Below are 24,895 nucleotides of genomic sequence, written 5' to 3'. Positions count from 1 at the left end.
TTCCTCGCCCAAACCCCCTTCCCACACTCTTTCGTGTGGGATTGACTAGCTCTAAAGGATTGATCACGGGAATTGTGCTGACGCGCCACCTCGTGAGGGGCTGTGGGGCACCGTGGAGCGGTGTGGGGTCGGTAGAGGGATTTGTCGACTCTGTCCGACTCTCGTGTCGACTTACCCACAGGTCGAGAACCAGCCCTGTGGATAACTTTGTGGACAACCGCGGGACCCCCCCAACGTCGCAGGTCCCGCGCACCGGACCGTCCGTCAGCCCCGCCCGTCCAGGCAACGCCCGAGCCAGTCCGACGCCTCGGTGAAGGCCGCGTCCGTCATCTCCTGGCGCACGGTCGCCGTCACCTTGTCCGCCCGCGGATACGAGCCGAGGAAGCGCACCTCGCGGCAGACCCGCTTGAGCCCCATCAGCACCTCGCTGACCCGGCGGTCGGTGAGATGCCCCTCGCAGTCGACGGAGAAGCAGTAGCGGCCGATGCCCTCGCCGGTCGGCCGGGACTCGATCCGCATCATGTTGACGCCGCGGACCGCGTACTCCTGCAGCAGCTCGAGCAGCGCACCCGGGTGGTCCTCGCGCAGCCACAGCACGACCGATGTCTTGTCCGCGCCCGTCGGCGACGCGGGCCGCGCGGGCCGGCCCACCAGCACGAAGCGGGTGGCGGCGTTCTGCGCGTCGTGGATGTCGGAGACCAGCGGCTCAAGACCGTACGTGGCGGCCGCGAACTCACCCGCGAAGGCGCCGTCGTAGCGGCCCTCCTGCACCAGCCGCGCGCCGTCCGCGTTCGAGGCCGCCGACTCCCAGAGCGCCTCCGGGAGCTGGGCCGCCAGCCACTTGCGCACCTGTGGCTGGGCGACCGGGTGGCCGGTCACCGTCTTCACGTCGTGCAGGGCCGTACCGGGGCGCACCAGCAGCGCGAACGCGATCGGCAGCAGCACCTCGCGGTAGATCATCAGCGGCTCGCCGGAGGCCAGCTCGTCGAGGGTCGTCGTCACCCCGCCCTCGACGGAGTTCTCGATCGGCACCAGCGCGGCGGCCGCCTCACCGCCGCGCACCGCGTCCAGGGCGGCCGGCACCGACACCATCGGCACCAGCTCCCGGGTGGCCGCCTCGGGGAGCGTGCGCAGGGCGGCCTCCGTGAAGGTGCCCGCGGGGCCGAGATACGTATAGCGACTGGCCGACATCACAAAGGACTCCCTCGCGTCATTGCGGGGGCAACCCGCCGATCTCCCTGCCCTGTCACGATACCGAGCCGTTTCCCGGCCCAGCGGCCACTTCCGTCAGCCCTCCAGCAGGGGACGGCCCACGTAGTCCCCCGGCTCCGCGGCGGGCGGCACCGCGTACAGGCCGCTCGCCTCGTGCCGCAGGAAGGGCGAAAGCGCGTCGCCGCGGTCCAGCTTCCGCTGGATCTGGGTGAAGGCGCGCAGCGGATCGGCCTGCCAGCAGATGAAGAGCAGACCCGCGTCCGGGGCACCGTCGTCGCGGAACCCGTCGTGGAAGGAGAACGGGCGGCGCAGCATGGCCGCTCCCTGGTTGGATTCCGGCGCGGCGATCCTGGCGTGCGCGTCCGCGGGGATGACCGGCAGGCCGTCGGCGCCGGTCTCGTCCAGCCGCATCGGGGTGGTCTCGGACCCGCCGGTCAGCGGCGCACCGTTGTCCTTGCGGCGGCCGATGACCCGCTCCTGTTCGCGGCGTGAACGCTTCTCCCAGTCGTCCAGCAGCATCCGGATCCGGCGGACGACGGCGAACGAGCCGCGGCGCATCCACTCCTGGTCGGTGTCGCGGCCCACGAAGATGCGCGCGTCGAAGTCCGGGTCCGACGGCCGGGGATTGTTGGTGCCGTCGACCTGTCCCATCAGATTGCGGGTGGTCATGGGACGGGCGGTGGCGCCGGGCGTGCGGTTGAAGCCGTTCATCTGCCAACGCAGCCGCGCCTGTCCCGCGGCGTCCTTCTGCAGCGCGCGCAGCGCGTGAAAGGCGACCAGTGCGTCATCCGCGCCGATCTGGATCCACAGATCGCCGTTGCTGCGGTCCGGGTCCAAGGCGTCCGAGGAGAAGTCGGGCAGCGGGTCGAGCTGGACGGGGCGCTTCTTCTGCAGGCCGGTACGCCCGAAGAAGCTGTGGCCGAAGCCGAAGGTGACGGTCAAGGAGGAGGGCCCGGCGTCGAGCGCGACCCCGGTGTCGGCGTCCGGCGTCCGGCCCGCCATCAGCTCCTCGGCCGTCCGGGACCAGCGGCGCAGCAGGGCGGCCGCGCCCTTGCGGTCCGTGCCGGGGGCCAGGTCGAAGGCGATGAGGTGGCCGTTGGCCTGCAACGGGGTGGTGATGCCCGCCTGGTGCGCGGCACGCTCCTCGCGGAACGCGACCTCGGTCGAGCCGATGCCGGTGAGGGGCGCGGGGGCGTCGTCGCGCGCGGCGGTGACCGCGAGGGCGCCGCCGGCGCCGCCCGCGACCAGCCCTGCCGCGCCCGCCGCGCCGACGGTGCCCAGCAGTCGGCGGCGGGACAGTTCCAGGACAGGTGCGTCGGTCCCGGCCGGTGCGGGGGCGGCCTTGTCGGCGGTCGCCTGGGCGGCCGGTCCCGGCGTGCGGCCGGGTCCGGGGATCTTCTTGCCGGGCGTCTTCCTGCCCGGGGTCTGCTTGCTCATCGGTCGATCTTCACGTTCCTGGTCTCGGTCACCTGGTCGATGTCGGAGGTCCGCACGAGCAGCGAGAGCTGCCATTTCCCGGGGACCGGCAGCTGGACGCCGCTCGCGCTCCAGTGACCTTCGCTGATGTGGTCGGGAACGACCGGGAGCGGTCCGAGCTTCTTGTCCTTCAGGGTGAAGGAGATCTTCACCTCGGGGACGTCCATGGTCGCACCGGAGGTGTCGGAGATCCGCAGATGCAGCTCGTTGGCGCTGCCGCTGCGCCCGGGGTCGAGGTCGATACGCGCGGTGCCCTTGCCTCGTGGGCCGCCGGTGTCGAACGGCACGGTCAGGACCCGCGGCTGGTTGGCATCGGCGGACTGCCCGGCCTCTGCGGCCTTGACCGCGGCTTCCGTACGGGCCGGTTCGGTGGCCGTCAGCACGGTGCTCACCGCGAGCACCACGACCGCCACCGTCGCCTCGGCCAGCACCGACCGCCGCAGCCCCAGCCGCTGCGGATCGGCGTCGCGTATGCGCTTGGTGCGTGCGGTGCTCAACGCGGCCCGCTGACGGGCTAGTTGGGCCGCACGGTCGGCGTCGACCCCGTCGTCGCCGGTGGCGTCGGACGCGGAGCCGGAGATGGCGTCGGACGCCTTGTCGGTCCCGGAGTCGGTCCCGGAGTCGGTCCCGGAGTCGGTGGTGGACGCCGACGAGGACGGGACGGCCACCGCCACAGGTGTGCGCTCGGGTTCGGTCTCCGGCGCGGGCTCCGGCTCGGACACGTCGGATACCGAAGCGGGCGCGGCCGCCCCCTCGGACGGACCCGGTGCCGTGCTCGTCGCCGCCGTCTCCGTACGGAGCTCCGTGAGCCTGGACGTCCACCGCCGCGACGTCCAGGCGATGCCGACGAGCAGCACGACCAGGCCCGCCTTGAGCAGCAGAAGCCGCCCGTAGGAGGTGTCGGTCAGGGCGTCCCAGCTGCCCACCTGCCGCCAGGACTGGTAGATCCCGGTGGCCACGAGCACCACCACCGAGCCGAACGCGATCCGCGAGAAGCGGCGGACGGCGGCGCGCTCCACCGGCGGCCCCCAGTACAGGGACACGACCAGGGCGGTCAGCCCGCCGAGCCAGGAGGCGACCGCGAGCAGGTGCAGGACGTCGACGGGCATGGCGACGGCGGTCTGCAGACCGGTCGAGGCGTGCTCGGCCATCGCCCAGGTCGCGGCGAGCCCGGCGGCGACGATCACTCCGCCGATGCCCAGCCCCCTGGTGAGGTCCGCGCGCCGCCGCGCCGCCTCCGCTGCGCTCTCCTCACCCTGCTCCGCCCCGTCCGCCTCCCCGGTCCCGCCCCCCTGCGCCGGCTCCTGGGCTCGCGCGTACGCCCCGAAGAGCACCGCGACGAACAGCGCCGCGGCGGCGAGCAGCAGGATCCGGGAGACCAGCGCGGCGCCCGGCTTGGTCTCCAGGACCTGCCGGAGACCGCCGAGATCGAAGACGTCGGCGAGGTCGCCTGACCCGGTGTACGGGGCGCGCAGCAGCAACATCGCGATGGTGGCCGCGGTCAGCGCGGCCCAGCCCTGGACGACCAGGCGCTGGACGGAACGGACCCGCGCGGCGGCCGGACGGCAGGCCACCACGAACGCGGCGCCACCGGCCAGCAGCACGAAACCGGCGTAGGCGACGTAGCGGGCGATGCCGTAGAGGGCGCCCACCAGCCCGCCGCCGACCTCCTGCTGGGGTACCGCGGCGGTGGTCTTGGAGGGCGCGCCGACGGAGAAGGTGAAGGCGCCGGAGACGGGGTGGCTGTCCGCGGAGACCGCCTGCCAGGCGACGGTGTACGTGCCGTCGGCCAGGCCGGGCGGCAGTCCGGCGCCGTACTTGACGACGCTGCCGCTGCACAGGTTGCGCAGCTTGCCGCGGTCCACCCGCTTGCCCTGGGGGTCCAGGACCCGGATGGAGTCGTCGCCCATCGCGACACCCTCGGAGAAGCTGAGCGTGACCTGCTCGGGGGCACGGTCCACCACCGACCCCTGGGCGGGAGTGCTGCTGGTCAGCGCGGCGTGCGCGGCGGCCGGGGCCGCGCCGCCGAGCAGCGCGCCCAGCAGCGCCGCCGCGAGGACCAGCAGGCGCAGCGCGGCGGGCCGCCGCGGCCAGGAGCCGGTGATGGCCATAGTGTGCTCCCCTTACTTCCGGTCGGGTGCCGTGGTGTCCACCGCCGCTACTTCTTCGGCGCGTACGAGACCGACTTCACGGGGACGTCGACCGTGATCGGGTCGGCATGCGCGAAGTGCAGCTCGATGGTGACGGTGTCGCCCTCGGCGGGCTTGTTCTTCAGACCCATGAACATCAGGTGGTTGCCGCCGCGGGCGAGCGTGAGCTCACCGCCGGCCGGCACGTTCAGGGAGGGAACCTCCTCCATCTTGCTGCCGACCGTCTTGTGGATCGTGATGTCCTTGGACAGGTCGCTGGTGACCGAGGTGAGCTTGTCGGCGCTCTCGCCGGTGTTCTCGACGACGAGGAACGCACCGGCCATGTCCTGCGTGACCGGCTGCGGCATGTAGGCGCCGGAGACCTTGAGCTTCGGGGCTCCGTCATCCCCTCCGCCGCAGCCGGCGAGCGTGAGACCTGCGGTGAGAGCGAGAGCGGTGGCCATGGTTATGCGGCGGTTCACGGGTTCTGTCCCTTGATGATCTTCGGCAGTGCCTTGGTGTAGTTGTCGGCGGTCGCCTCCTGCATGCCCATCCAGTGGATCCGGTCGTCCTTGGCGGACGACAGCAGGACCTGGGCACCGTGCGTCGAGACGACATCGCCGTTCTTCTTCTTGACCGGCTTCTCGATGCCGATGTTCACGCTGCGCGCGCCCTGCTGGATGGCGTCGAACGAGCCGGTCAGGCCGGTGAAGTCGGTGTCGATGCCGGCGAGCCACTTCTTGAGGGCGGCGGGGGTGTCGCGTTCGGGGTCGGAGGTGACGAACAGGACGCGCAGGTCGTCCTGTTCCGCCTTCGGCAGCTGTTTGACCGCGACGGCGATGTTGGCCATCGTCAGCGGGCAGACGTCCGGGCAGTTGGTGTAGCCGAAGTAGATGAGGGTCGGATGGCCCTTGGTCTTCTCCAGCAGGTCGTACTTCTTGCCGTCGGAGTCGGTCAGCTGCAGGTCCGGCTTCTCCAGCGGGCTGTCGAGCGTGATGATCGGCCGGGAGGTGGAGCCGGAGACATCGGCGGCGGGCTTGCCGTCGTCGGGGCCACAGGCGGTCAGGGTGAGGGCTGCGGCCGCCGCGAGGGCGGACGCCAGCATGGTCCTTCTACGCATTGCAGAAATGTCCGTGTTTCCAGGGGGTGGGGCGCCGGGCCGGCGCGCGGCGGCGCCGGCCCGGTCGCAGGTCAGGAGCTGCGGCGCCGGCCGGCGAGGACGCCGAAGCCGACCCCGGTGAGGCCGACGACGATGCCGACGACGGCCAGCACGCGTGCCGTGGTGTCGCTGCCGGACGCGTCCTCGGCGGCCGCGGTGTGCTTGCCGCTGTCCTCGGTGCCCTTGGCGTCGTCGCCCGCGGCACCTGCGCCGTGGCCGTGGCCGTCGCCGCTCGCCGCGGTGAGCTTCAGCACCGGCGCCGGGTTCTCCGGCTCGGGGCCGCCCTCCTTCGCCGGCTCGATCCAGCGCACGACCTCCTTGTTGTCGTACGTCTGGAGGGCCTTGAAGACGAGCTGGTCGGCGTCCTCGGGCAGCTGGCCGACGGAGACCGGGAACTGCTGGAACTGCCCCGGCTCGACGCCCTTGCCGTCCGCGGTCCAGGTGATCTTCGAGGGCGCCTCGTTGATCTTCTCGCCGTGCATCTCAAGCGGCTTGTCGAGCTTGGTCTTGGTGACCTCCACCTTCCAGCCGGGCACCGGCTGCGGCATCACGGACGCCAGCGGGTGGTCGGTCGGCAGGTTGACCTCGAGCTTCACCGTCGAGGCGTCGTCACGCTCGTTGGGCACCTTGAAGTTGACCGTGGCGTAGCCGCCCTTCTCGGCCGCCTCGGGCTGGACGCTGACGTGCGCGAATGCCGGGCCGGCGAGCAGCAGCACGCTGCCCGCGGCGATCCCGCCCAGGACGGGCAGCCGGCGGGCCAGCCGCCGCCCGGGGCGCGCGGAGGCGGTGGGGCCGTCGGCCGGGTCGGCCGAGGTACGCGCGGGCGCCGGGTGCGAGAGGTGCGACATCTTCGACATGTAGAAAACACTCCACAGACAGGAGAACGGTTCGGATGAATTGCTCTGGCGCGCATGCGGCGACGGCGCGAGAGCCCGTACCCGTCCGGTGGGGGTGTGCTTCGCGTGTCGTCAGGCCGCGAGGGCCAGGGTGGGTGGCCCCCGCCTGACGACACTGTGGTGGAGCGCGAGGTGCTGCGGGCCCGGTTTGTCATCCCCGTACGAAACGGGGGCGCGCAGCGTGTTGTCGTGCGCGGTGTCCGGCCCGGCGATCAGGGCGCCGACCAGCGTGAGCGCCCCGCGCAGCGCGCCGACGAGCGCCTGGGCGGCGACCTCGCGCGCTGCTGGCGCCGACAGCCGGACCAGCCGCCACAGTGCCGCCTCGCCCCGGCGCAGCAGCCACCCGAGGGCGAGCGCCGCGAGCAGGTGCCCGAGCAGCATCGGCAGGGACGGCAGCAGACAGTGCGCCATGCCCGGACCGGGGGCCGCGCCGGCCGGCATCCGGTGCCCGGCGTGTCCGGCGGAGCCGGCGGCCAGGGCGGTGTCGAAGCCGCCCGAGCTGAGGATGCGGCGCGCCGCGTCGCCGTCCAGCGGGCCGGTGCCCAGACCGCATGCCACCTGACGGGCCATGGTGATCGCCGCGTGGTCGGAGAGGCCCGCGACGCCGTTGCCGCCGGTCTTCGCCACGGCGGACGCCGGCTGCTGGCCCAGCGCGAACAGCGCGTGAAGTGACACCTGCCCCACGGCCAGTGCGGCGGCGATCGCCGGGAGGGACCGCTCCCGCCCGGCCAGCGGGGCGGCGACCGCGAACACGGCAGCAGCGGCGACGCCCAGGGTCCACAGCGGAACGGCGGTGAACGAGGCCGCCATGTGCCCGGCCGCGGACAGCGCGACACAGACCGCGGTGAACACCGCGGCACGCAGCAGCCGTAGATCGGCAGCTGCGCGCGCTGTGGGGGCTGGCGAGGCAGTCATGGCGGCGTCATCATCCCACTGCGCCCCTCGGCTGCCTACGGCAGGGCGCCGCTCAGCGCCGCGTGCGGGGGCCGCATCGGCGCCCGGTGGGGCGCACGGGGGCGCGCGCCGCAGAGTGCGCCTACACCGGTGCGCTTGGTGCCGCATCCGCCGAATGAGCGGTGTCACATCCCGGACACGCTTACGGACCATACGGTGCGGCAATACGTATCGGTATGTCGAGCCGCGGCCAGGAGGCTGGAGCGATGAGCATCTGGTGGTCCCTCCACTTGCGGCGCGAGGCGGCAAGTGTGCCGCTCGCCCGTCGTCTGCTGCTGGGCACCATGGAAGCGGCGGGCGTCGACCCCGACATCTGCTACGACCTGTCGGTGGCCCTGTCCGAAGCCTGCGCGAACGCCGTCGAGCACGGCGGGGACGCCGCGACCGAGGACTACCGCGTCACGGCCTTCATCGACGGCGACACCTGCCGCATCGAGGTGACCGACTCCGGCCCCGGCTTCAGCCGCCCCCAGTGCCCGCCCACCGGCCAGGCCGCCGCTGACCCCGCCCCGCTGCCGGCCCCGGCCCCCGCGCAGGCTTCCCCGTACGCCGAGGCCGGCCGCGGCCTCTTCCTCATCGAGGCCCTCACCGACCACGTCCGCTACCGCAACCGCACGGGCCGGCGCGGCGCGGTCGTCAGCTTCGACAAGATCCTCAAGTGGCGCGAGGGCGCGGCGCTTCCCATGGCCTCCTGAGCGGGCGAGCCACGGGGCTCTCTGCTCCGACCCGCTGACACACGCCGGTGGTCATGCCCGCCTCGGATGCCGGCCGCTACCCCGCGACCCCGTCGAACCGGTGTGGGCGCGGGTCGAGCGGGGTGAGTACGCCGAGGCGCTCCTCGATCCGCTGTGCCGCGTCCAGGCACAGGTCTTCGCGATACATCCCCGCCACGACCTGGACGCCCTGCGGCAGCCCGGCCGCGAGTCCGGTGGGCACGGCCACCGCGGGCACTCCCACGTACGTCGTCGCGGTGAGCAGCCGCATCGGCGTCATCATCGCGTCGCGCTCCTCCGGGGTCCGTGGCACCACGGGCTGCGGTGCCGGCTGCGTGGACACCGGCCCGAGCAGCAGCGGACAGCGCTCGAAGAAGCGGGCCCAGGCGCGCTGGACGCCGAGGCGTACGCCGGTCTGCCGGACGTACCCAGCCAGGTCGACGGGTGGGTGGCGCTGCGCGTCCAGCTCGATGTGGCGGGCGCTGTCGTCGGTGAGCAGCCGCCTGAGCACCGGCCAGGCAAGGGAGAACTCGGTGCGCAGCAGCGCGCCGTATCCGTCGAGGGCGTCCTGCAGGCGCGGCACCTGCACCTCCTCGACGGGGTGCCCGGCGTCCTCCAGGGCGGCGGCCGCCGCCTCGATCGCCGCGCGCACGTCCGGGTGGACGTCTCCCTGGCCTCCCGGGTCGGTCACCACGCCCACTCGCACCGGCACGTCCGGTCGCGGCCCGTACAGCGGGGCGGGGACCGCCCGCGGGTCCTGCGGGTCGGTCCCCGCCAGCACCTCGTACGCCGCCCGCAGATCGGCCACCGATCGGGCCAGCGGCCCGTCCACGGGGAAGAGTTGGTGGCCCAGGACCGGTTCGTCGTCGCTCATCCGGTGGTCGGCGGGGAACCGCCCGTAGCTCGGCTTCAGCCCCGCGACGCCGTTGAACGTCGCCGGGTTGCGCACCGATCCACCGGAGTCGTTGCCCAGGCCGAGCGCCGCCATGCCGGTCGCCACCGCCACCGCGTCGCCGCCGCTGGTGCCGCCGGGCGTGCGCTGCGGGTCCCATGGGTTGACGGTGTCACCGAACAGTTGGCTCGTCGTGTGCACTCCGGCGATCGCCAGGTCGGGCATGTTGGTGCGCCCGATCGGAATCGCTCCGGCCGCGCGCAGTCGCCGCACCGGGGGCGCGTCCGCCTGCGCCACCCGGTCGCGGAAGTACGGCACACCGTGCGTGGTCGCCGATCCGGCGACGTGGATGTTCTCCTTCACGGTGAACGGGACCCCGGCCAGCGGGCCCAGCCGCTCCCCGGCGGCCCGGCGCCGGTCGGTCTCCCGCGCCGCCTGCCGGGCGCTGTCCGCCAGCAGCCGGGTCACCGCGTTGACCCGCGGGTTGACCGCTGCGATCCGTTCCAGGTGTGCGTCCACTGTCTCCGCCGCGGAGATTTCTCCGGATGCCAGCAGCTTCGCCAACTCCGACGCCTCCAGCGCCCACAACTCGGTCTTCTCCATCGGGCTCTCCCTTCGCTCCAACGCAAAGATACAGAGCTGTATTTGGATACAGAACTGAATATTTCTGCGAGGGTGCGCCGTAGGATGCCGCTGTGAGTCCCGAACGCAAGCGCCTGACCCGCGAAGAGAGCCGTCAGCAGACCCGCGACCGCCTGCTGGCCGCCGCCGCCGAGCTGTTCATCGAACGCGGGGTCAACGGCACCTCCGTCGAGCAGATCGCCGAGCGTGCCGGCTACACCCGCGGCGCCTTCTACGGGAACTTCGAGGACAAGAACGCCCTCGTCGCGGAGCTGCTCCAGCACCGCACGCGCCGCGAACTGGAGGAGGTTCGCGCGCTCACCCAGGGCGCCACCTCCTTCGCCGACGCCCTCGAAAAACTCCGGGCCTGGAACCGCGACCGCGCCCGTCACCTGCCCGAATGGCTCGCCCTGCGCATGGAACTCGTCCTGCACGCGTTGCGGAACGAAGAGCTGCGTCCCCTGCTCGCCGAACGCGAACTCCTCGCCCGCGACGCCCACGCCGGCGGTCTGGAGCAGGCGTTCGCCGCCCGTGGCGTCGAATCGCCCGCGGACCCCGCGTTCCTCGCCCTGATCGTCCATGCCCTGGAGGACGGCCTGCTCATCCAGCGCCTGCTGGCCCCCGAGGGCATCCAGGGCGACGTCGTCGTCGACGCCTTCGACCTGCTCCTGCGCTCCTGGACAGCGCTCGCGCAGCAACCGGCACAGGAGGACGCCCGCGAGGCGCGAGCCGCCGTCACCGCCGACCCTGAGGGCGCCTCCGACGCCTGAGCGGCCGTCGAGTGCGTCGCTCGCCGGATATGACGCGACGTCAATGCCTGCCATGGGGGCGGAGATCGGCCCTCGACGGAGCGTCGCGCACGGCGATGTCCACCCCGGGGCGAACGTCAATCCCGGAGAGAACATCGGCCGCGGAAAGCTGGCCGGAAATCATTTCCGGTGGAAGGTGAGCAGCGCGGTCTCGCAACGAGAGGACCTCCCCCGCGGCGTCCCCTGGGCTTGCGAGACCGGCGCGCACCAGGATTAACGCGAAGTTGCTCGCGTTAATCTTGTTCGGACAATACTTGGCGTGAACCTGCACTGCAATACGGAGCCGCCGTGACAGCGCACCAACCCCCGGGCGAGAGCCGGCCCGGAGGCCGCACGGCCCGGACCCGGGAGGCCGTAATGGCCGCCGTCTTCGAGGAGTTGGGCTCCGGCGGGTACGCCTCGCTCACGATGGAGAAGCTCGCGCAGCGCTCCGGTGTGCATCTCGCGACGCTCTACCGGCGCTGGCGCAGCGTCGAGGGCGTGGTCTGTGAACTCCTGACGGAGCTGAGCGCGGAGGTGCCGCTTCCCGACACCGGCACGCTTCCCGGGGACCTGCGCGCGCTGGCCCGCTCGATCGCCGCCTTCTACGCCGACGCGCGGATGCAGAGCATGATCGAGGCGGTGGTCTCCGCCGCGGCCCGCGACTCCCAGGCCGCCATGGTGCTGCGGGACTTCTTCGACGCCCGGCTCAAGCTCGCGGGCCTGATGGTGCGGCGGGCCGTCGAGCGTGGCGAGGTGCCGGTGGACACGGACCCGGAGGAGGTGATGTCGGCCCTCGGCGCGCCCTTCTACTACCGGATCCTGATCGCCCGTCGTCCCGTCGATCCCGCCCTCGCCGAGTCCGCGGCCACCGCCGTCTGGGCGGCGGTCCGCGCGGGCGCCTACGCGCGCAAGGGCGGCACGCCAGGAGACGGCTGACGACCCCTCGCCGGACGCACGACGGCCGGGGGCCCCGGAAGGGCCACCGGCCGTCTGCGACGCGGCTACGGGCGCTGCCCGCGCGGCTACTTGGCGAGCAGGCCGGCCATCCAGGTCTCGACCTCGTCGGAGCGGCGCGGCAGGCCGGCCGAGAGGTTCCGGTTGCCGTCCTCGGTGACGAGGATGTCGTCCTCGATCCGGACGCCGATGCCGCGGTACTCCTCCGGCACCGTCAGGTCGTCCGCCTGGAAGTACAGGCCGGGCTCGACGGTCAGCACCATGCCGGGCTCCAGCGTGCCGTTGACGTACGCCTCGGTGCGGGCCGCGGCGCAGTCGTGGACGTCCAGGCCGAGCATGTGGCCGGTGCCGTGCAGGGTCCAGCGGCGCTGCAGCGCCAGTTCCAGCACCCGCTCGACCGGACCCTCGACGATCCCCCAGGCCACGAGCTTCTCGGCGAGCACCCGCTGTGCCGCGTCATGGAAGTCGCGGTACTTCGCGCCGGGCCTGACCGCCGCGATGCCCGCTTCCTGGGCCTCGTACACCGCGTCGTACATCTTGCGCTGGAGGTCGGTGTAGCGGCCGTTGATCGGCAGGGTGCGCGTCACGTCGGCGGTGTAGAGGCTGTTCGTCTCCACGCCGGCGTCCAGCAGCAGCAGGTCGCCGGAGCGGACCTCGCCGTTGTTGCGGACCCAGTGCAGGGTGGTGGCGTGCGGACCGGCGGCGCAGATGGATCCGTAGCCGACGTCGTTGCCCTCGACGCGGGCGCGCAGGAAGAACGTGCCCTCGATGTAGCGCTCGCTGGTCGCCTCGGCCTTGTCGAGGACCTTCACGACGTCCTCGAAGCCGCGGACGGTGGAGTCGACGGCCTTCTGCAGCTCGCCGATCTCGAACTCGTCCTTGATCACGCGCGCTTCGGAGAGGTGGACCCGCAGCTCCTCGTCGCGCTCGGCGGTGACCTTGTCGGTCAGCGCGGCCTCGATGCCGGCGTCGTGCCCGCGCACGACGCGGACCGGGCCGGTGGCCTCGGTGAGCGCCTCGGGGAGTTCGCGTACGTCCTTGCAGGGCACGCCGAGCAGCACCTCGGACTCGCGGAGGCTGTTGCGGCGGCCGACCCACAGCTCGCCCATGCCGTTGAGCCAGAACTCGCCGTTCTCGCGGTCGGAGCGGGGCAGGCGGTAGATCGTCGCGTCATGGCCCTCGGCGCCGACGGCGCGGGGCTCCAGGACCAGGACACTGTCGTCGGTCTGGTCACCGGTGAGGTAGACGTACTCCGTCGACGCGCGGAAGTCGTACTCGGTGTCGTTGGAGCGGGTCTTGAGGTTGCCCGCGGGAATCACCAGGCGCTCGCCGGGGAAGCGCGCGGACAGGGCGGCACGACGCCGGGCGGCGTTCGGGGCCTGCTCGATCGGCTGCAGGTCGTGCAGCTCGGTGTCGGCCCAGCCGCTCTTCATGGACTCCGCGAGCTCGTCCGACACGCCCGGGTACAGGCCGTTCTTGCGCTGCTTGATCGGCTGCTCGTCCTCGTCCGGGGTCTCCGGTGTGAGCTCGTCGGTCACAATGCCTCCTTTTAAGACTGAACCGCCCTCCATCGTATGTGCGGATCGAATGCGGTCCAGGGGGAGGAAGGTGTGACCTCTCCGGCGATCCGGCCATCGAGTGCACCGAGCCCCCGGCTACTCGTCGAAGCGGGCGGCCAGGAGCACCACGTCCTCCTCCGATCCGGGCTCGTCCAGGCCCTGCGGGAGCATCGTGCGCAGGATGTGGTCGACGACCGCGTCCGGGTCGTGGCGGCTCCCCTTCGGTACGCCGGCAGCAGCGGCGTGCAGCCGGGCGAAGGCGCGGTCCATGGGGTCGCCGGTGCGGTGCAGCAGACCGTCGCTGTACAGCAGGAGCGTCTCGCCGGGTGCCGGGCCGATCTCCACGCTCGGCGCCTCCCAGCAGGCGAGCATGCCCAACGGCGCGGACAGCGAGGTCTCGACGAACTCTGCGCGCGTATCGCCGATGATCAACGGTGGGCAGTGGCCCGCCCCGGCCAGTACCAGCTTGCGCGGGGTGGGGGCGCCGGCCGGCACCGAGCGCGCGGGCGGCCCGCCCGGTGCACCGGGCGGCGCCTCGGCGTAGGCGAACAGGGCGGTGGCGCTGCGGGCCGGCTCGGTCAGCCGAAGCAGCAGTTCGAGGTCGGAGAGCACCGCGACCGGGTCCTCGCCCTCCATGACCGCGTACGCGCGCAGTGAGGCACGCAGCCGACCCATGGCGGCCACCGCGCTCGGCCCGGAGCCGGTGACCGAGCCGACGGCCAGGCCCAGCGCGCCGTCCGGCAGCGGCAGCGCGTCGTACCAGTCACCGCCGCCGCGAGGGCCGGTGCTGTGCCGTACCGCGAGCCGTACGCCCGGTACCCGCGGCAGCCTGCTCGGCAGCAACTCCTCGCGCAGGGTCCGCGCCACCTGCCGGCTGCGGTGGAGTTCGAGGAGCCGGGCGAGGTGCTCGGAGGCATGGGCGCGGAAGAGCCCGATGAGGTGCCGCTGCCGTGCGGTGGGCTCTGCGGGCTCGTCGTAGAGCCAGACGGCCGCGCCGATCCTGCCGATCGGGTCGGCGGTGATCGGGACGGCGTAGCTGGCGGCGTAGCCGAGACGGGCGGCGACCTCGCGCAGGCGGGGGTCGAGGTCCTTCTCCCCGGGGATGTCGGGTTCGGCGATCTCGGTGCGGGGGTCGCAGGCGGCGGAGTCGCTTTCACCGGAGGCGTCGTCGCCCGCACCCGGTTCCGGCAGGCCGTCCAGTATCCGCGCGTACGACAGGGCGCGGCGCGGGATGGTCTCGATGTGGCCGATGTCCGCGTGGCCGAGGCCGAGGCCGATCGAGGTCTCCGGCCCGAGGCCGTCGGCCGGTTCGAGGACGACCAGGCCGCGTCGCGCGCCCACCAGGGAGGCGCCGGCCCGCAGCGTCTCGTGGAGGGCTTCTTCCAAGGTGCGGGTGCGGGCCAGCTGTTCGGTCAGGTCGTGCAGCGTGGTGAGGTCGGAAAGCCAGCCGGCGAGCCGGTCCTGGACGGCGGCGAGCTGATCGACGGGCGAGATGTCCGCGGCGAGGTCACCGGTGGTGTCCGGGCGTGCGCCCGTGGCGGCTTCGGAGGAGGGTGCTGCCGACGTGCCTTCGGCATCCGCGGAGTCATCGGAGCCGGTTGCGGCAAGCGGGTCGGCAGTGTGCGCGGGGGTGGGAAGTCCTGGTTCGATTCCAGCCACTTTCGGCACGTGGGGGGAGGTCATGGCCGACGGCTATCGTCGTATCTAGTATTGCCGCAGGTCAGGCCAGAATTTGGTTGGGAGTGAAGCGTTTTGTTGAGTGGTGTTGTGCGGTTTGTTCGACCGCTCAATTTCCTCAATAGCATTGCAAACCCCCATGTCCTGCTGCTCCGCTATCAATGTCTCCACATCTACACGCACCGACGACGTGATGTCCAGCATTGTCCCGAGGGGCTTTACGCTGTCAACCAGGTCTATAGATTGGCCTGAAAATGGCCCCCCAACCGTCAATTTGAGGTCGACTGGCGGCGATCGACAGCGCGTCATCTCCACAGTGGCGGGTACGTACTCGGAAAGGTGCGGGGCCAGTTGGGGCCGCACCGGAACCCTCCGGCGGGCACGGACGTCTCACACGACGACGACCGCGACGCACTCCCGAGTGGCGGGATTGCACCACCGCACAGCAAGCGCCATGCGCGCGCCACCCCCCGCCACGTTCCACGCTCGGCGTACGGCGTGATGCGCTGCATTTGTACACGCGGTGACCAATGATCCACGTGGCGTGTTCGACCCCGGGTTGCTTGACCAGGTCGCATGAAACGCCACATAGCGGCACGAACCGGTATGTAGTGCGATGGACATAGCCCTCGGCGTTAACGGAAAGGAACGAGCGCTCATGCGCGAGATCCTCGGAAGGCGACGCAAGCCCCTGTTCCGGCGCGGCGGAAGGTCGGCACTGCTCGGTGCGGCGCTCCACTGCGCCACCGAGTGGCAATGGCCGGTGCTCCCGGGTGTGGGAGTGCGGTCCGCAGGCCGGCAGTCGGCCGGCGGTCGGCTCGGCCTCGGAGAGCGAGGCACGAGAGAGTGCAGCTGTCCCGACCCCGACTGTGTGGTGCCCGGCGCCCACCCCTTCGACCCCGGCCTGCTCGCGGCCACGACCGACGCGCGCATGGTGCGCTGGTGGTGGACCAACCGCCCGGACGCCCCGATCGTGCTGGCCACCGGCGGCAGCGCGCCCTGCGCGGTGAGCCTGCCGGCCGTCGCCGGCGCCCGCGCGCTGGCCGCCCTCGACCACTTCGGCGTCCGCCTGGGCCCCGTGGTGGCCACGCCCACCCGCTGGTCGCTGCTCGTATCGCCGTACGACCTGCCGGAGTTGGGCGAGCTGCTGCACTCCCGCGACTGGGTGCCCAGCTCGCTGCGCTTCCACGGCGAGGGCGGCTATGTGGTGCTCCCGCCGTCGCAGATCGGCGCCGGCGCGGTGCACTGGGAGCGGCCGCCGGCCGCCGGCCCGGCCGCTCCCTGGCTGCCGAAGGTCGCCACGATCGTCGACGCACTGGTCACGGCGAGCACCAGCGCCCCCGACGGGGGCAGCCGACTCGCGTACTGACGCGCGGGATCACACCGGACCACCGCAGGACCGGGCCGTGCCGCGGGCGTGAGCGGCATGGCCGGAAAGAACACGCGGGCGTTCACCCGTCCGGGTGTGAGCGGCGCGGACCACTACGGGAAACGGGTGTCTGCGGCCCCGGGACCACCCCCGGCGCCCGGTAAGTTCGGCGGACCGTCAAGCCGCCACCGGTGGCACATCAATCGCAGGTGGTCCCCTTGCAGCGCGCCCCGAAGCTCCGCATGATCGCGCTCGCCGGCACAGCCGTTGCAGCCATCGCCATCCCGCTGGCCGCGGCGACCGCAGGCCCCGCGGACACCCTCGCGCCGGGCGCACGGACCGAAACGGCCGAAGACGCCGCCCCGTCCCGCGAGTCGGGGCATTCCGCGAACGACGAAAAGACCGGCAATGCCGGACATGCGGGTAGGTCCGCCGGGTCCCGAGCCCCGGGCGAAGGCGGCGAGGCCGCGAACCGCGAGGCCCGCGACGGAGCCCTGGGTGACCTGGGCCTGCCCCTGCTCTCCGACGACCGGCGCATCTCCCGCTGCGGCCCCGAACTCACCTCTCCCCAGCGGGTCAAGGCCCAGACCTGCGTGCTCGTCGAGGACGGCGCGACCTGGGCGCGTACGTACTACCGAAACCGTACGGGTGACCCGCTGCGCGCCGTGCTGACTCTGCTGCGGCCGGACGACAGCACCCTCCAGGTCCACTGCGCGGTGCCGGTGGCTGACCAGCCGGGGATGTGCGAGACACCGACCGGCGCGACCGTGCACAAGCGCGGGGTGCCGTACGGCGCGGTGGCGGAGTTCGCCGACGCGGCGGGCGAGCGGCTGCTGCTGCGTTCGGGTAGCAACTCCGCGTAGCGCGGCACCGATCCGGGCCGGTGAGAGTGCTGGTCGGGAGGCCGCGGGGCAGTGAACAACGAGCTTGCGGCCATCGGCTTCGAGCGGCCCGAGAGGTAATCCCCTGAGATCAAGCGGGAGTTCACGTGGCGTGCGCAGCGATGCGGCGCAGCGGCGGGCGGGGTGGCCCGGCCGGGAAGGACGTCCGGCACCGGGCATGGAAACGCCCGGTCGCTGGCGACGGGGGATGCACCAGCGACCGGGCTTTTAGAACCGTAACAAGAGATCGGCGGTTCGCAAATTCGATCGTGGATTTCCGGACGCCTGTTTACCGGCTGGTAAGGGGGTTGTGACAGGAGTCACTTCCGAGGGCGTCCGGAGCCGTTCCGATCAGCTCAGCGTCACCTGGCGGTTGGTCAGCCCGCCGCGCGACCTGCGCTCCTCCGGGGTGAGCGGGGCGTCCGACGCGAGCGCCCCGGTGAGCCGCTCGGCGAACGCGAGGGCCGGCCCCGCGACCTCGTCGGCGCCCATCGCGGAGGGCAGGTCCCAGACCGGCACGACAAGGCCGTGCGCCCGGAACGAGCCGACGAGGCGGGTGCCCTCGCCGAGCGAGGAGGTGCCCGCGGCGTGCAGCCTGGCGAGCGCGTCCAGCAGCTGCTCCTCCGGGTAGGACGTCACCCAGCGCAGGTGGTTCTTCTCCGGGGCCTCGCACCAGTACGCCCCTTCCAGGCCGGCGATCCGGGCCGTCGGGATGGCCGCGGCGTTGGCCCGCTCCAGGGAGGCCGCGACGTCGCCGGCGGCGTTCTCGGCGTCCTCCACCCAGAACTCGAAGCCGCTGTGCACGGTCGGCTCGAAAGGCGCGCCCGGGTCGAGCAGATCCTGCAGCCGGGGTCCGTCGGCGGAGGACCGGCGGGCGGCGACCGGGGTGCCGGGCTCCGCGGCCAGCGCCCGCTGGAGGGTGTCCGCGAGGTCGCGGCTGATGTCGCCGGAGGCGGTGTCGTTCTGCAGACCGAGCAGGACGGCGCCGTTGTCGCGGCGCAGCGCCGGCCAGGCCATCGGCAGCACCGTCGCGAGCGTCACCGACGGGACGCCTTCCGGCAGCCCGTCCTTGAGGGTCAGCTCCACCGTGGCGGCGGGTACCAGCTCACGCAGCGCCACCCAGTCGCATTCGCCGGGCAGGCCCTCGAAGGGCCGCTGCACCAGCTCGGTGACGGCGTGCGACGCGCTCCGGCCGTGACAGGCCTTGTAGCGGCGGCCGGAGCCGCACGGACAGGGCTCCCGGGCGCCGACGACCGGGTAGTTCCCGTCGGTGGCTGTGCCCTGTGCTGCGGCCTGGGTCTGGGGGCGGCGCTTCTTGGCCATGCGACGGTGTCTCCTGGTCGTTCCTGGGCGTACGGACGCGTTTCGGCGCGAGCCTAGAGGAGCGGGGCCGTCCATGGGTGTGCGGGAGCCGTCAGGTGGGCGCGTCCGCCCCGGAGTTGCCGTTCGCGAGCTCCCCCGGAAGGAGCAATCGCCGTGCCCCGGTACCGCTGTCGCCGTTCCCACGTGCCCGCGCAAAGTCCGGCGCAGGGCCGTACGGCAGGGATGGTCGGGCGTGCAGCTGCCCTCGTGCGCGTACGTCGAAGCCCTACGAACGTCCCGCGCACAAGGCGTCCTCCGCGTGTGGCTGCGCGGTGGGCGTAGCCACACGGTTCGGTGCCCCGGGATGGACGCACGCGCCTTCCGGCTCCGGGGCAGACGTCGCTACATCGGGTCGTCGAAGTCCGCGAAGGCCAGTTCCGGTGGCAGACCGGAGGCAAGTCCCGCCACGAGTGACGGCGGGAGCGCGGACGACAGGTCCAGACGTGTGGCGAATGCGTCCGCCAGGCTGAGGACGGCCCAGACCGTCACCTCACCCGGAACGGATTCACGGACCCCCCAGTCCTTCGCGAGGGACCGGATGATCGCCAGACCTCGGCCACCGCGCGCCGTCACCGACGGAGTGGCCGGAACCGGTCGGGTCGGGCCGCCGCCGTCGGTGACCGCGACGGTCAGCCTGCCGTGTCCGTCGATCTGCCACGAGGCCCGGATGGACCCGGAGGCATAGACGTCCGAGGCATCTCTTACGGAATCCGGTGAGCCGTTTTCGTATATCGGACGTGCGTGCCGACACGAATTGCTCAGTAGTTCCGAGAGGATAAGGACCGCGTCATCGACGACCGTGTCCTGAACTCCACTTGCCAACAGCTCTTCTCGCATGCGCCGCCTGGCCATGCCTACACCCATTGATCCATGGGGTACGGCCATGATCGACGACGTCGGCACCTCTTGTGCCACCACCAACGCCACCCCCGAGACCTCCTTTGCCCCACGCCGCGGGATGAATGCCCCAATGGACTGGACCGGAAACCGGCCAGGCGACACGCAGTGACGCACTCGGAACAATCGGATACAGGTCGAATGCGCCGGTGCACACCCTGTGATGACCTTTAGCTAAGGCCGAGTTGATTACGTACCTGTTTGGGGCGATTTGTAATAACTGCGTCGACCCCCAGCTCGCGGCACAGTTCCACATCGGCTTCGTCGTTGACCGTCCAGACGTGCACGCGATGGCCCGCGCGATGGGCCTTCTCGACGTAGTCGGGATGCGCGCGCAGGATCCGTACGCCCGGACCCGCGATGCCCACCCCGGGCGGCAGCCGGCCGTCGCGGAAGCGCGGGGTCAGGAATTGCATGAGGTAGACGCCGGGGACATCCGGCGCGGCGGCGCGTACGCGGTGCAGGGAGCGTGCCGAGAAGCTCATGACGCGGACCGCCGGCGGCTGATCGGTGCGCATGGCCGGTTTCGTGTGCCCGAAGCGGCCGAGCAGCTCGACCAGCCGCTCCTCCACCTGACCGGCCCAGCGCGTCGGGTGTTTGGTCTCGATGGCCAGCTCGACCCGGCGGTCGGCGTCGGCGACCAGCTCCAGCAGCCGCTCCAGGGTGAGCACGGATGTGCGCTCGGGGTCCTCGTGCTGCCGGTCGGGGGCCTCGGTGTCGTCCGGGCCGGCCTTCCAGGATCCGAAGTCGAGGGTGGCCAGGTCGGCGAGCTCCAGGGCGGAGACGGCGCCGCGTCCGTTGGAGGTGCGGTTCACCCGCCGGTCGTGGACACAGACCAATTGGCCGTCGGCGGTCATCCGGACGTCGCATTCCAGCGCGTCCGCACCGTCCTCGATCGCCTTGCGATAGGCGGCGAGCGTGTGTTCCGGGGCGTCCTCGGAGGCACCTCGATGGGCTACGACGGAAATGGCGGAAGGACCCGGACGGGCGTCCTGGGCGGGGCGTGCATAGGTCACCGCGTTATCGTGCCACCCACCACCTCCGGGCCGCCGCCCGGCCGGTGGCTGATGCGCACTACCGAGGATGCGCCGGTTTTGTCCGGCATAAAGGATGAGGTCATAGTCACAGCCTCGGCTTACGGCGTCCTGACGCGGCGTGGGAAAGGCTGGGAGACCGAGACTCGCCTGTATCGCCGGGATCCCCAATCCTGGAGTACCGGGTTCCGCATCCCTGTGGACAAAGGAACCGGACGAGGCCCCGGGGCCGTCGGCCGGCACAGTCGTGAAGCTGAGGAGAGAGCTGTGAGCACCGAGAACGAGGGAGCCCCCGGCCCGTCGGAGGCCAAGCCGCCGACGGGGCCGCAGGCATCGGACAGCGCCCCCGCGTCCGCCTCCGGCGCCCAGACTCCGGACGCCCCGCCCGCGCCGTCCGCTCCTCCCGCGGCGCCCCCGCCGCCGGACTTCGCGCCGAACGCCGCCGGCGTCCCCGGTGCCCCCGTTGGCGGTACGCCGGCGGCCGGGTATCCGGGTGAGGACCGCGCAGCGTCCGACACGGCCCGGATGCCCACGACGTCCGGCGGATCCTCGGCCTCCGGCGCCCCGGGCTGGGGCCATCCGCGCCCCGGCGCCCCGGGCGAGCCGACCGCCCAGCTCCCCGCCTACGCGACGCCGCACGGCTCGGCCGGCGGCGGCTGGGGCACGCCGCCGCCCTACGGAAGCGGCGGCGACCCCTGGGGCGCGCCCGGCGGACCCCCCAAGAAGCGCAACGGCGGCCTGATCGCTGCCGTCCTCGCCGCTGCGCTTGTCGCGGGCGGCGTCGGCGGCGGCATCGGCTTCTGGGCCGCGGGCCGCGACGACGGCACCTCGACGACGGTGACCGCCTCCGGCGACCCCGAGGCGCTGAACCGCAAGCCCACCTCGGTCTCGGGGATAGCGCAGAAGGCGCTGCCCAGCGTCGTGACGATCGAGGCGCAGGGCGCGACGGGCGAGGGCGGCACGGGCACCGGCTTCATCTACGACAAGCAGGGCCACATCCTCACCAACAACCACGTCGTCGCCGGCGCGGCCGAGGGCGGCGGCAAGCTCACCGCGACGTTCTCCAACGGCAAGAAGTACGACGTCGAGGTCGTCGGCCGGGCCCAGGGCTACGACGTCGCCGTGGTCAAGCTGAAGAACGCCTCGGGCGCCGCGCTCACCCCGCTGCCGCTGGGCAAGTCCTCCAGCGTCCGGGTCGGCGACGCCACGATCGCGATCGGCGCCCCGTTCGGCCTCTCCGGCACGGTCACCACCGGCATCATCAGCGCCAAGGACCGCCCGGTGGCCTCCAGCGACGGCGGCGGCACCAGCGCCTCCTACATGAGCGCCCTGCAGACCGACGCGTCGATAAACCCCGGTAACTCCGGTGGCCCCCTGATGGACGCCGCCGGCAACGTCATCGGCATCAACTCCGCCATCCAGTCGGCCGGCAGCGGCGGGGGCATGGGCGAGCCCCAGCAGTCCGGCAGCATCGGCCTGGGCTTCGCGATCCCCATCGACCAGGCCAAGCGGGTCGCCCAGGACCTGATCAAGACGGGCAAGCCCATCTACCCGCAGATCGGCGTCCAGGTCGCGATGAAGGACACCGGCAACGGCGCCACCATCGCGCAGACGGGCAACGACGGATCCGACGCGGTCACCCCGAACGGCCCTGCCGACAAGGCCGGCCTGAAGCCGGGCGACACCATCACCAAGCTCGACAACACGGTGATCGACAGCGGTCCCACCCTGATCAGCGAGATCTGGCAGCACAAGCCCGGCGACCAGGTCACCCTCACCTACAAGCGCGGCGGCCAGGAGCACACGGCCGAAGTAACCCTCGGGCAGCGCACGGGCGACAAGTGACGCGCTAGTCTGATCCCGCGACACCGTTCACCGGTGTCGCGGGGAGGCTTGCCCGAGCGGCCTAAGGGAACAGTCTTGAAAACTGTCGTGGCGGCAACGCCACCGTGGGTTCAAATCCCACAGCCTCCGCAACTCAGTGCAGTGAAAAGGCCCCTGACCAGGAAGCTTGGTCAGGGGTCTTCGCTTTGCCCGTGTACCGCGACTGCCCGGCATTCCCCGTGATTACCCGGTGGATCGGGCACGGGAGGGGCACGGTGACCTTCTGATCTGTAGAAATAGGTGGGATTCAGTGGGCGGGGGACCGGGGCCACGTCGAGCCGTGATCCTCTGTCTGCCCACTCCCACCACAAGTGGGGCACGTTTCGTCGTGGACGGGTTCCTTACCCGAGCCGTCGCAGTTGTTGCACGTGGCCATGGTCGGTCCCTTCGATAGGCGCGAGCGTTGTGGTACATCGTCTCGGCGCCTCTCCTGAACCTCCATGCCGTTTCCGGCCCTGCTTGGGTCGCTCGTTGGCGGTCACACAAGTATGGCCGCACCTAGCGGAGCGCCCATGACGGGCTCCGCCACATCGCGGAAGCAGATAGCCCCCTTAGCCACGGATAGGGGCTCGGTCCGCTCGCGCTCCCGCATCCGCGACGGCGTCGGTACAGCGCCTCGCCCTTGCTGGCCCGTGTGCCCGGAGCGCTCAGCCTCGCCGCCCCCGGCTTCGAGACCCCTCCGCCCCCGATGTGCGGCTGCACCCCGGGGAGTTGGTGAGCGCCGTCGGCCGGTCGGGGCGTGCATCGGTGGGCAGTTGCGGCGCATTAGCCGTCCGTTAGTGGAACGCCAACTTGATCTTCGAAGCTTATGGTCGTCCGGGAGCGAACGAGAGAACAGAGCAACGGGAGTACACGATGAACACCGCCACCGTCACCAACCGCCTCCGCGGCCGCGCCGGCCGTCGGATAGCCGCCGCTGTCGTCGCAGCCGCGGCGCTGGGCCTGGGGGTCACGGCCTGCGGGGAGGGCTCCGGGGCGGCGGGGGCCGCGGGCTCTGCGGCCGGGAGCGGCTCGAAGGACGCATCGGCCTCGGCCCAGCCCACGAGTGGCTCCTCCTCGGACAAGTCCGGCTCGCAGGGCCAGGCCGGCGGCGAGTCCGCCTCCCCCGGGGGCGGCGGCGTCGCCCACGCCGGTAACCACCGCACGATCGTCGGCACGCTGGAGTACCTCGCGCCCGGCAAGCTGATCGTCAAGCCCGAGAGCGGCGGCATGGACCAGGCGTTCTTCGTCGCCAACGCCACGAAGATCCTCGGCGCGGCCTCGATCTGCTCCGACGACCAGGGCAGCGTGTCCCTCGGCGACGACGGCTACGGCACCTCGAAGTGCACCGTGGACGAGTTGGAGAAGGCTGCGAAGACCGGCAGCGTGACCGTCCGCGTCACCATGAACCCCGAGTCCGGCGCGGGGGAGACGGTCGAGGAGAAGTACCACCCGTAAGCCTCGCTCGCGGCCGCAACGCCACCGCGGTTCGCCTCCCACAGGCTGCGTCGAGGTGAGCGAATCAGCTGGTCAGAAGGGGTGCCCGAGGGGATCGGATGCTCCTTCTGTGTGTCGGCATCGGCTCCGGTGGGTGGGATCGGCGTGGCGTGCGGCACGCGAGTACCCGCAGTGGCGGCAGCACGGTTCCGGGCCTTCTTGGAGCGCGGTGGCTGTCTCGGGTGCGTGGCGCGTGGCTGCCTGCTGTCGGTGGTTCGAGATGCATGGCGGCGTAAGCGCTGGTGTCCTGAAGTGGTCAGTTGTCTCTTCACTTCTGGGAGTGATCATGAGTGACTTCGATCGTGGTCGCATTCAGCAGCTGCGTGCCAAGGCAGCGGAGCTGAAAGAGGCTGCAGAGCGCGCCACCGACCCGGATGCGCGGATGCTGCTCCAGGCCAGGGCCCGGATGCTGGAGCAGGAAAGCAAGCAGGCCGACGACAAGGGGGACCTCGGAAGGGGCCCCATGTAGCTCTCAGGTGTCCCCCATGGCGGCGGGTTCCGACTCAGCCGTCGGTGGGGGGCCTGGCCGTGACGGTTATCCGGGCGGCTGTGTCGTCGGAGCGGGTGTCTTCGCCGGGGGCGGCGGGGTGCTTGTAGGCGACGGTGATCCGGCGGTGGGTCTTGCCGGTGTCATCGCTGTAGGTGGTTTCGAGGGGCGTGACGTTCTGGGGCGCGGCCTTGATTTCGTACGTTCTGAGGAAGTCCCGTACGCAGGAATCCTGGCTGCCATTCACCCGGTAGCGGAGGACTGCGACGCCATTCTTGATGTGCGCGGAGGTCGGGACGTAGAAGCGTTGAGCCGGCTCGTGTTGGTCGTGGTGCATCCATGCTCGCCGTTCCACCTGCTCCGCGGCCCTGGTCGCAGGCGTCGGCAGAAGGGATATGACGCCCCATGCGATGACCGCCAGGGCGAACAGGGCGCTGCCTGCCCGGAAGGCGCGGCGTGTGGTGGTGGGCAC

General features: G+C 71.7%; 22 protein-coding genes and 1 tRNA gene. 9 read left to right on the top strand and 14 right to left on the bottom strand.

The window, feature by feature from the left end; genetic code table 11:
• Positions 1–264 precede the first annotated feature (264 nt).
• The 7 genes from pheA to ACGFZW_RS12045 all read right to left on the bottom strand — a co-directional run bounded on the left by pheA (position 265) and on the right by ACGFZW_RS12045 (position 7,787).
• Positions 265–1,191: a prephenate dehydratase gene (pheA, locus tag ACGFZW_RS12075; RefSeq protein ID WP_393892969.1), complete on the bottom strand. Its 927-nt coding sequence runs from the start codon at positions 1,189–1,191 to the stop codon at positions 265–267.
• Positions 1,192–1,287: 96 nt separating this feature from the next.
• Positions 1,288–2,649 (bottom strand): iron uptake transporter deferrochelatase/peroxidase subunit, encoded by a 1,362-nt coding sequence (gene efeB / locus ACGFZW_RS12070; RefSeq protein WP_393892968.1) that lies wholly within the window; start codon positions 2,647–2,649, stop codon positions 1,288–1,290.
• Positions 2,646–4,799 (bottom strand): copper resistance protein CopC, encoded by a 2,154-nt coding sequence (locus ACGFZW_RS12065; protein WP_393892967.1) that lies wholly within the window; start codon positions 4,797–4,799, stop codon positions 2,646–2,648. The genes efeB and ACGFZW_RS12065 overlap by 4 nt, the downstream gene beginning before the upstream one ends.
• A gap of 47 nt (positions 4,800–4,846) precedes the next feature.
• Complete coding sequence (locus ACGFZW_RS12060) at positions 4,847–5,299, bottom strand: copper chaperone PCu(A)C (RefSeq protein WP_393892966.1); 453 nt, start codon at positions 5,297–5,299, stop codon at positions 4,847–4,849.
• Positions 5,296–5,937, bottom strand: coding sequence for an SCO family protein (locus ACGFZW_RS12055; protein WP_393892965.1), 642 nt, complete (start codon positions 5,935–5,937; stop codon positions 5,296–5,298). The genes ACGFZW_RS12060 and ACGFZW_RS12055 overlap by 4 nt, the downstream gene beginning before the upstream one ends.
• Positions 5,938–6,008: 71 nt before the next feature.
• Positions 6,009–6,824: a YcnI family protein gene (locus tag ACGFZW_RS12050; RefSeq protein ID WP_393893267.1), complete on the bottom strand. Its 816-nt coding sequence runs from the start codon at positions 6,822–6,824 to the stop codon at positions 6,009–6,011.
• Positions 6,825–6,944: 120 nt separating this feature from the next.
• A complete protein-coding gene (locus ACGFZW_RS12045; protein ID WP_393892964.1) occupies positions 6,945–7,787 on the bottom strand; it encodes a hypothetical protein in 843 nt (280 codons plus the stop codon).
• Positions 7,788–8,032: 245 nt separating this feature from the next.
• Here ACGFZW_RS12045 and ACGFZW_RS12040 point away from each other — a divergent pair, with 245 nt between their 5' ends.
• Positions 8,033–8,521 (top strand): ATP-binding protein, encoded by a 489-nt coding sequence (locus ACGFZW_RS12040; RefSeq protein WP_393892963.1) that lies wholly within the window; start codon positions 8,033–8,035, stop codon positions 8,519–8,521.
• 76 nt (positions 8,522–8,597) lie between these two features.
• On the opposite strand, the gene ACGFZW_RS12035 is transcribed toward ACGFZW_RS12040, so the two are convergent.
• Positions 8,598–10,034: an amidase gene (locus ACGFZW_RS12035; protein WP_393892962.1), complete on the bottom strand. Its 1,437-nt coding sequence runs from the start codon at positions 10,032–10,034 to the stop codon at positions 8,598–8,600.
• A 92-nt stretch (positions 10,035–10,126) separates the two neighbouring features.
• On the opposite strand from ACGFZW_RS12035, the gene ACGFZW_RS12030 reads away from it, so the two are divergent.
• Both ACGFZW_RS12030 and ACGFZW_RS12025 read left to right on the top strand, forming a co-directional pair.
• Positions 10,127–10,822, top strand: coding sequence for a TetR/AcrR family transcriptional regulator (locus ACGFZW_RS12030; protein ID WP_393892961.1), 696 nt, complete (start codon positions 10,127–10,129; stop codon positions 10,820–10,822).
• A gap of 396 nt (positions 10,823–11,218) precedes the next feature.
• Positions 11,219–11,779: a TetR/AcrR family transcriptional regulator C-terminal ligand-binding domain-containing protein gene (locus ACGFZW_RS12025; protein WP_393892960.1), complete on the top strand. Its 561-nt coding sequence runs from the start codon at positions 11,219–11,221 to the stop codon at positions 11,777–11,779.
• An 86-nt stretch (positions 11,780–11,865) separates the two neighbouring features.
• On the opposite strand, the gene ACGFZW_RS12020 is transcribed toward ACGFZW_RS12025, so the two are convergent.
• Positions 11,866–13,335 (bottom strand): aminopeptidase P family protein, encoded by a 1,470-nt coding sequence (locus tag ACGFZW_RS12020; RefSeq protein WP_393892959.1) that lies wholly within the window; start codon positions 13,333–13,335, stop codon positions 11,866–11,868.
• Between the two features lie 117 nt (positions 13,336–13,452).
• Positions 13,453–15,039, bottom strand: coding sequence for a PP2C family protein-serine/threonine phosphatase (locus tag ACGFZW_RS12015; protein ID WP_393892958.1), 1,587 nt, complete (start codon positions 15,037–15,039; stop codon positions 13,453–13,455).
• A gap of 652 nt (positions 15,040–15,691) precedes the next feature.
• On the opposite strand from ACGFZW_RS12015, the gene ACGFZW_RS12010 reads away from it, so the two are divergent.
• The gene (locus tag ACGFZW_RS12010) at positions 15,692–16,402 is read left to right on the top strand and encodes a bifunctional DNA primase/polymerase (RefSeq protein WP_393892957.1); all 711 of its coding nucleotides are present in this window, start codon (positions 15,692–15,694) and stop codon (positions 16,400–16,402) included.
• A gap of 209 nt (positions 16,403–16,611) precedes the next feature.
• On the top strand, positions 16,612–17,265 hold the full coding sequence (locus ACGFZW_RS12005) for a hypothetical protein (RefSeq protein ID WP_393892956.1): 654 nt from the start codon (positions 16,612–16,614) through the stop codon (positions 17,263–17,265).
• A 369-nt stretch (positions 17,266–17,634) separates the two neighbouring features.
• Here ACGFZW_RS12005 and ACGFZW_RS12000 read toward each other — a convergent pair whose 3' ends face one another.
• The 3 genes from ACGFZW_RS12000 to ACGFZW_RS11990 form a co-directional block, all read right to left on the bottom strand.
• Positions 17,635–18,606, bottom strand: coding sequence for a DUF5926 family protein (locus tag ACGFZW_RS12000; protein WP_393892955.1), 972 nt, complete (start codon positions 18,604–18,606; stop codon positions 17,635–17,637).
• 381 nt (positions 18,607–18,987) lie between these two features.
• Positions 18,988–19,659 (bottom strand): ATP-binding protein, encoded by a 672-nt coding sequence (locus tag ACGFZW_RS11995; protein ID WP_393892954.1) that lies wholly within the window; start codon positions 19,657–19,659, stop codon positions 18,988–18,990.
• 53 nt (positions 19,660–19,712) lie between these two features.
• The gene (locus tag ACGFZW_RS11990) at positions 19,713–20,558 is read right to left on the bottom strand and encodes a glycerophosphodiester phosphodiesterase (protein WP_393892953.1); all 846 of its coding nucleotides are present in this window, start codon (positions 20,556–20,558) and stop codon (positions 19,713–19,715) included.
• Between the two features lie 285 nt (positions 20,559–20,843).
• Here ACGFZW_RS11990 and ACGFZW_RS11985 point away from each other — a divergent pair, with 285 nt between their 5' ends.
• From ACGFZW_RS11985 to ACGFZW_RS11970, 4 genes are all read left to right on the top strand, one after another.
• A complete protein-coding gene (locus ACGFZW_RS11985; protein ID WP_393892952.1) occupies positions 20,844–22,421 on the top strand; it encodes a trypsin-like peptidase domain-containing protein in 1,578 nt (525 codons plus the stop codon).
• 42 nt (positions 22,422–22,463) lie between these two features.
• A tRNA-Ser gene (locus ACGFZW_RS11980) sits at positions 22,464–22,550 on the top strand.
• 765 nt (positions 22,551–23,315) lie between these two features.
• Positions 23,316–23,897: a hypothetical protein gene (locus ACGFZW_RS11975; RefSeq protein ID WP_393892951.1), complete on the top strand. Its 582-nt coding sequence runs from the start codon at positions 23,316–23,318 to the stop codon at positions 23,895–23,897.
• 325 nt (positions 23,898–24,222) lie between these two features.
• A complete protein-coding gene (locus tag ACGFZW_RS11970; RefSeq protein ID WP_393892950.1) occupies positions 24,223–24,405 on the top strand; it encodes a DUF6381 family protein in 183 nt (60 codons plus the stop codon).
• A 34-nt stretch (positions 24,406–24,439) separates the two neighbouring features.
• Here the strand turns inward: ACGFZW_RS11970 and ACGFZW_RS11965 are convergent, their stop codons facing one another.
• Positions 24,440–24,895, bottom strand: a complete 456-nt coding sequence (locus tag ACGFZW_RS11965; RefSeq protein WP_393892949.1) for a hypothetical protein — start codon at positions 24,893–24,895, stop codon at positions 24,440–24,442.

The organism is Streptomyces sp. NPDC048248 (assembly GCF_043201875.1).
Classification (GTDB): Bacteria; Actinomycetota; Actinomycetes; order Streptomycetales; family Streptomycetaceae; genus Streptomyces.
This window is presented reverse-complemented; position numbering and strand designations above follow the sequence as displayed.

Coding starts and splice junctions, on each gene's coding strand:
- ACGFZW_RS12015 (WP_393892958.1), bottom strand. CDS start 15,039: ATGACCTCCCCCCACGTGCCGAAAGTGGCTGGAATCGAACCAGGACTT.
- ACGFZW_RS12025 (WP_393892960.1), top strand. CDS start 11,219: ATGGCCGCCGTCTTCGAGGAGTTGGGCTCCGGCGGGTACGCCTCGCTC.
- ACGFZW_RS12000 (WP_393892955.1), bottom strand. CDS start 18,606: ATGGCCAAGAAGCGCCGCCCCCAGACCCAGGCCGCAGCACAGGGCACA.
- efeB (WP_393892968.1), bottom strand. CDS start 2,649: ATGAGCAAGCAGACCCCGGGCAGGAAGACGCCCGGCAAGAAGATCCCC.
- pheA (WP_393892969.1), bottom strand. CDS start 1,191: ATGTCGGCCAGTCGCTATACGTATCTCGGCCCCGCGGGCACCTTCACG.
- ACGFZW_RS12045 (WP_393892964.1), bottom strand. CDS start 7,787: ATGACTGCCTCGCCAGCCCCCACAGCGCGCGCAGCTGCCGATCTACGG.
- ACGFZW_RS12035 (WP_393892962.1), bottom strand. CDS start 10,034: ATGGAGAAGACCGAGTTGTGGGCGCTGGAGGCGTCGGAGTTGGCGAAG.
- ACGFZW_RS12065 (WP_393892967.1), bottom strand. CDS start 4,799: ATGGCCATCACCGGCTCCTGGCCGCGGCGGCCCGCCGCGCTGCGCCTG.
- ACGFZW_RS12055 (WP_393892965.1), bottom strand. CDS start 5,937: ATGCGTAGAAGGACCATGCTGGCGTCCGCCCTCGCGGCGGCCGCAGCC.
- ACGFZW_RS11970 (WP_393892950.1), top strand. CDS start 24,223: ATGAGTGACTTCGATCGTGGTCGCATTCAGCAGCTGCGTGCCAAGGCA.
- ACGFZW_RS11975 (WP_393892951.1), top strand. CDS start 23,316: ATGAACACCGCCACCGTCACCAACCGCCTCCGCGGCCGCGCCGGCCGT.
- ACGFZW_RS12040 (WP_393892963.1), top strand. CDS start 8,033: ATGAGCATCTGGTGGTCCCTCCACTTGCGGCGCGAGGCGGCAAGTGTG.
- ACGFZW_RS12050 (WP_393893267.1), bottom strand. CDS start 6,824: ATGTCGCACCTCTCGCACCCGGCGCCCGCGCGTACCTCGGCCGACCCG.
- ACGFZW_RS12010 (WP_393892957.1), top strand. CDS start 15,692: ATGCGCGAGATCCTCGGAAGGCGACGCAAGCCCCTGTTCCGGCGCGGC.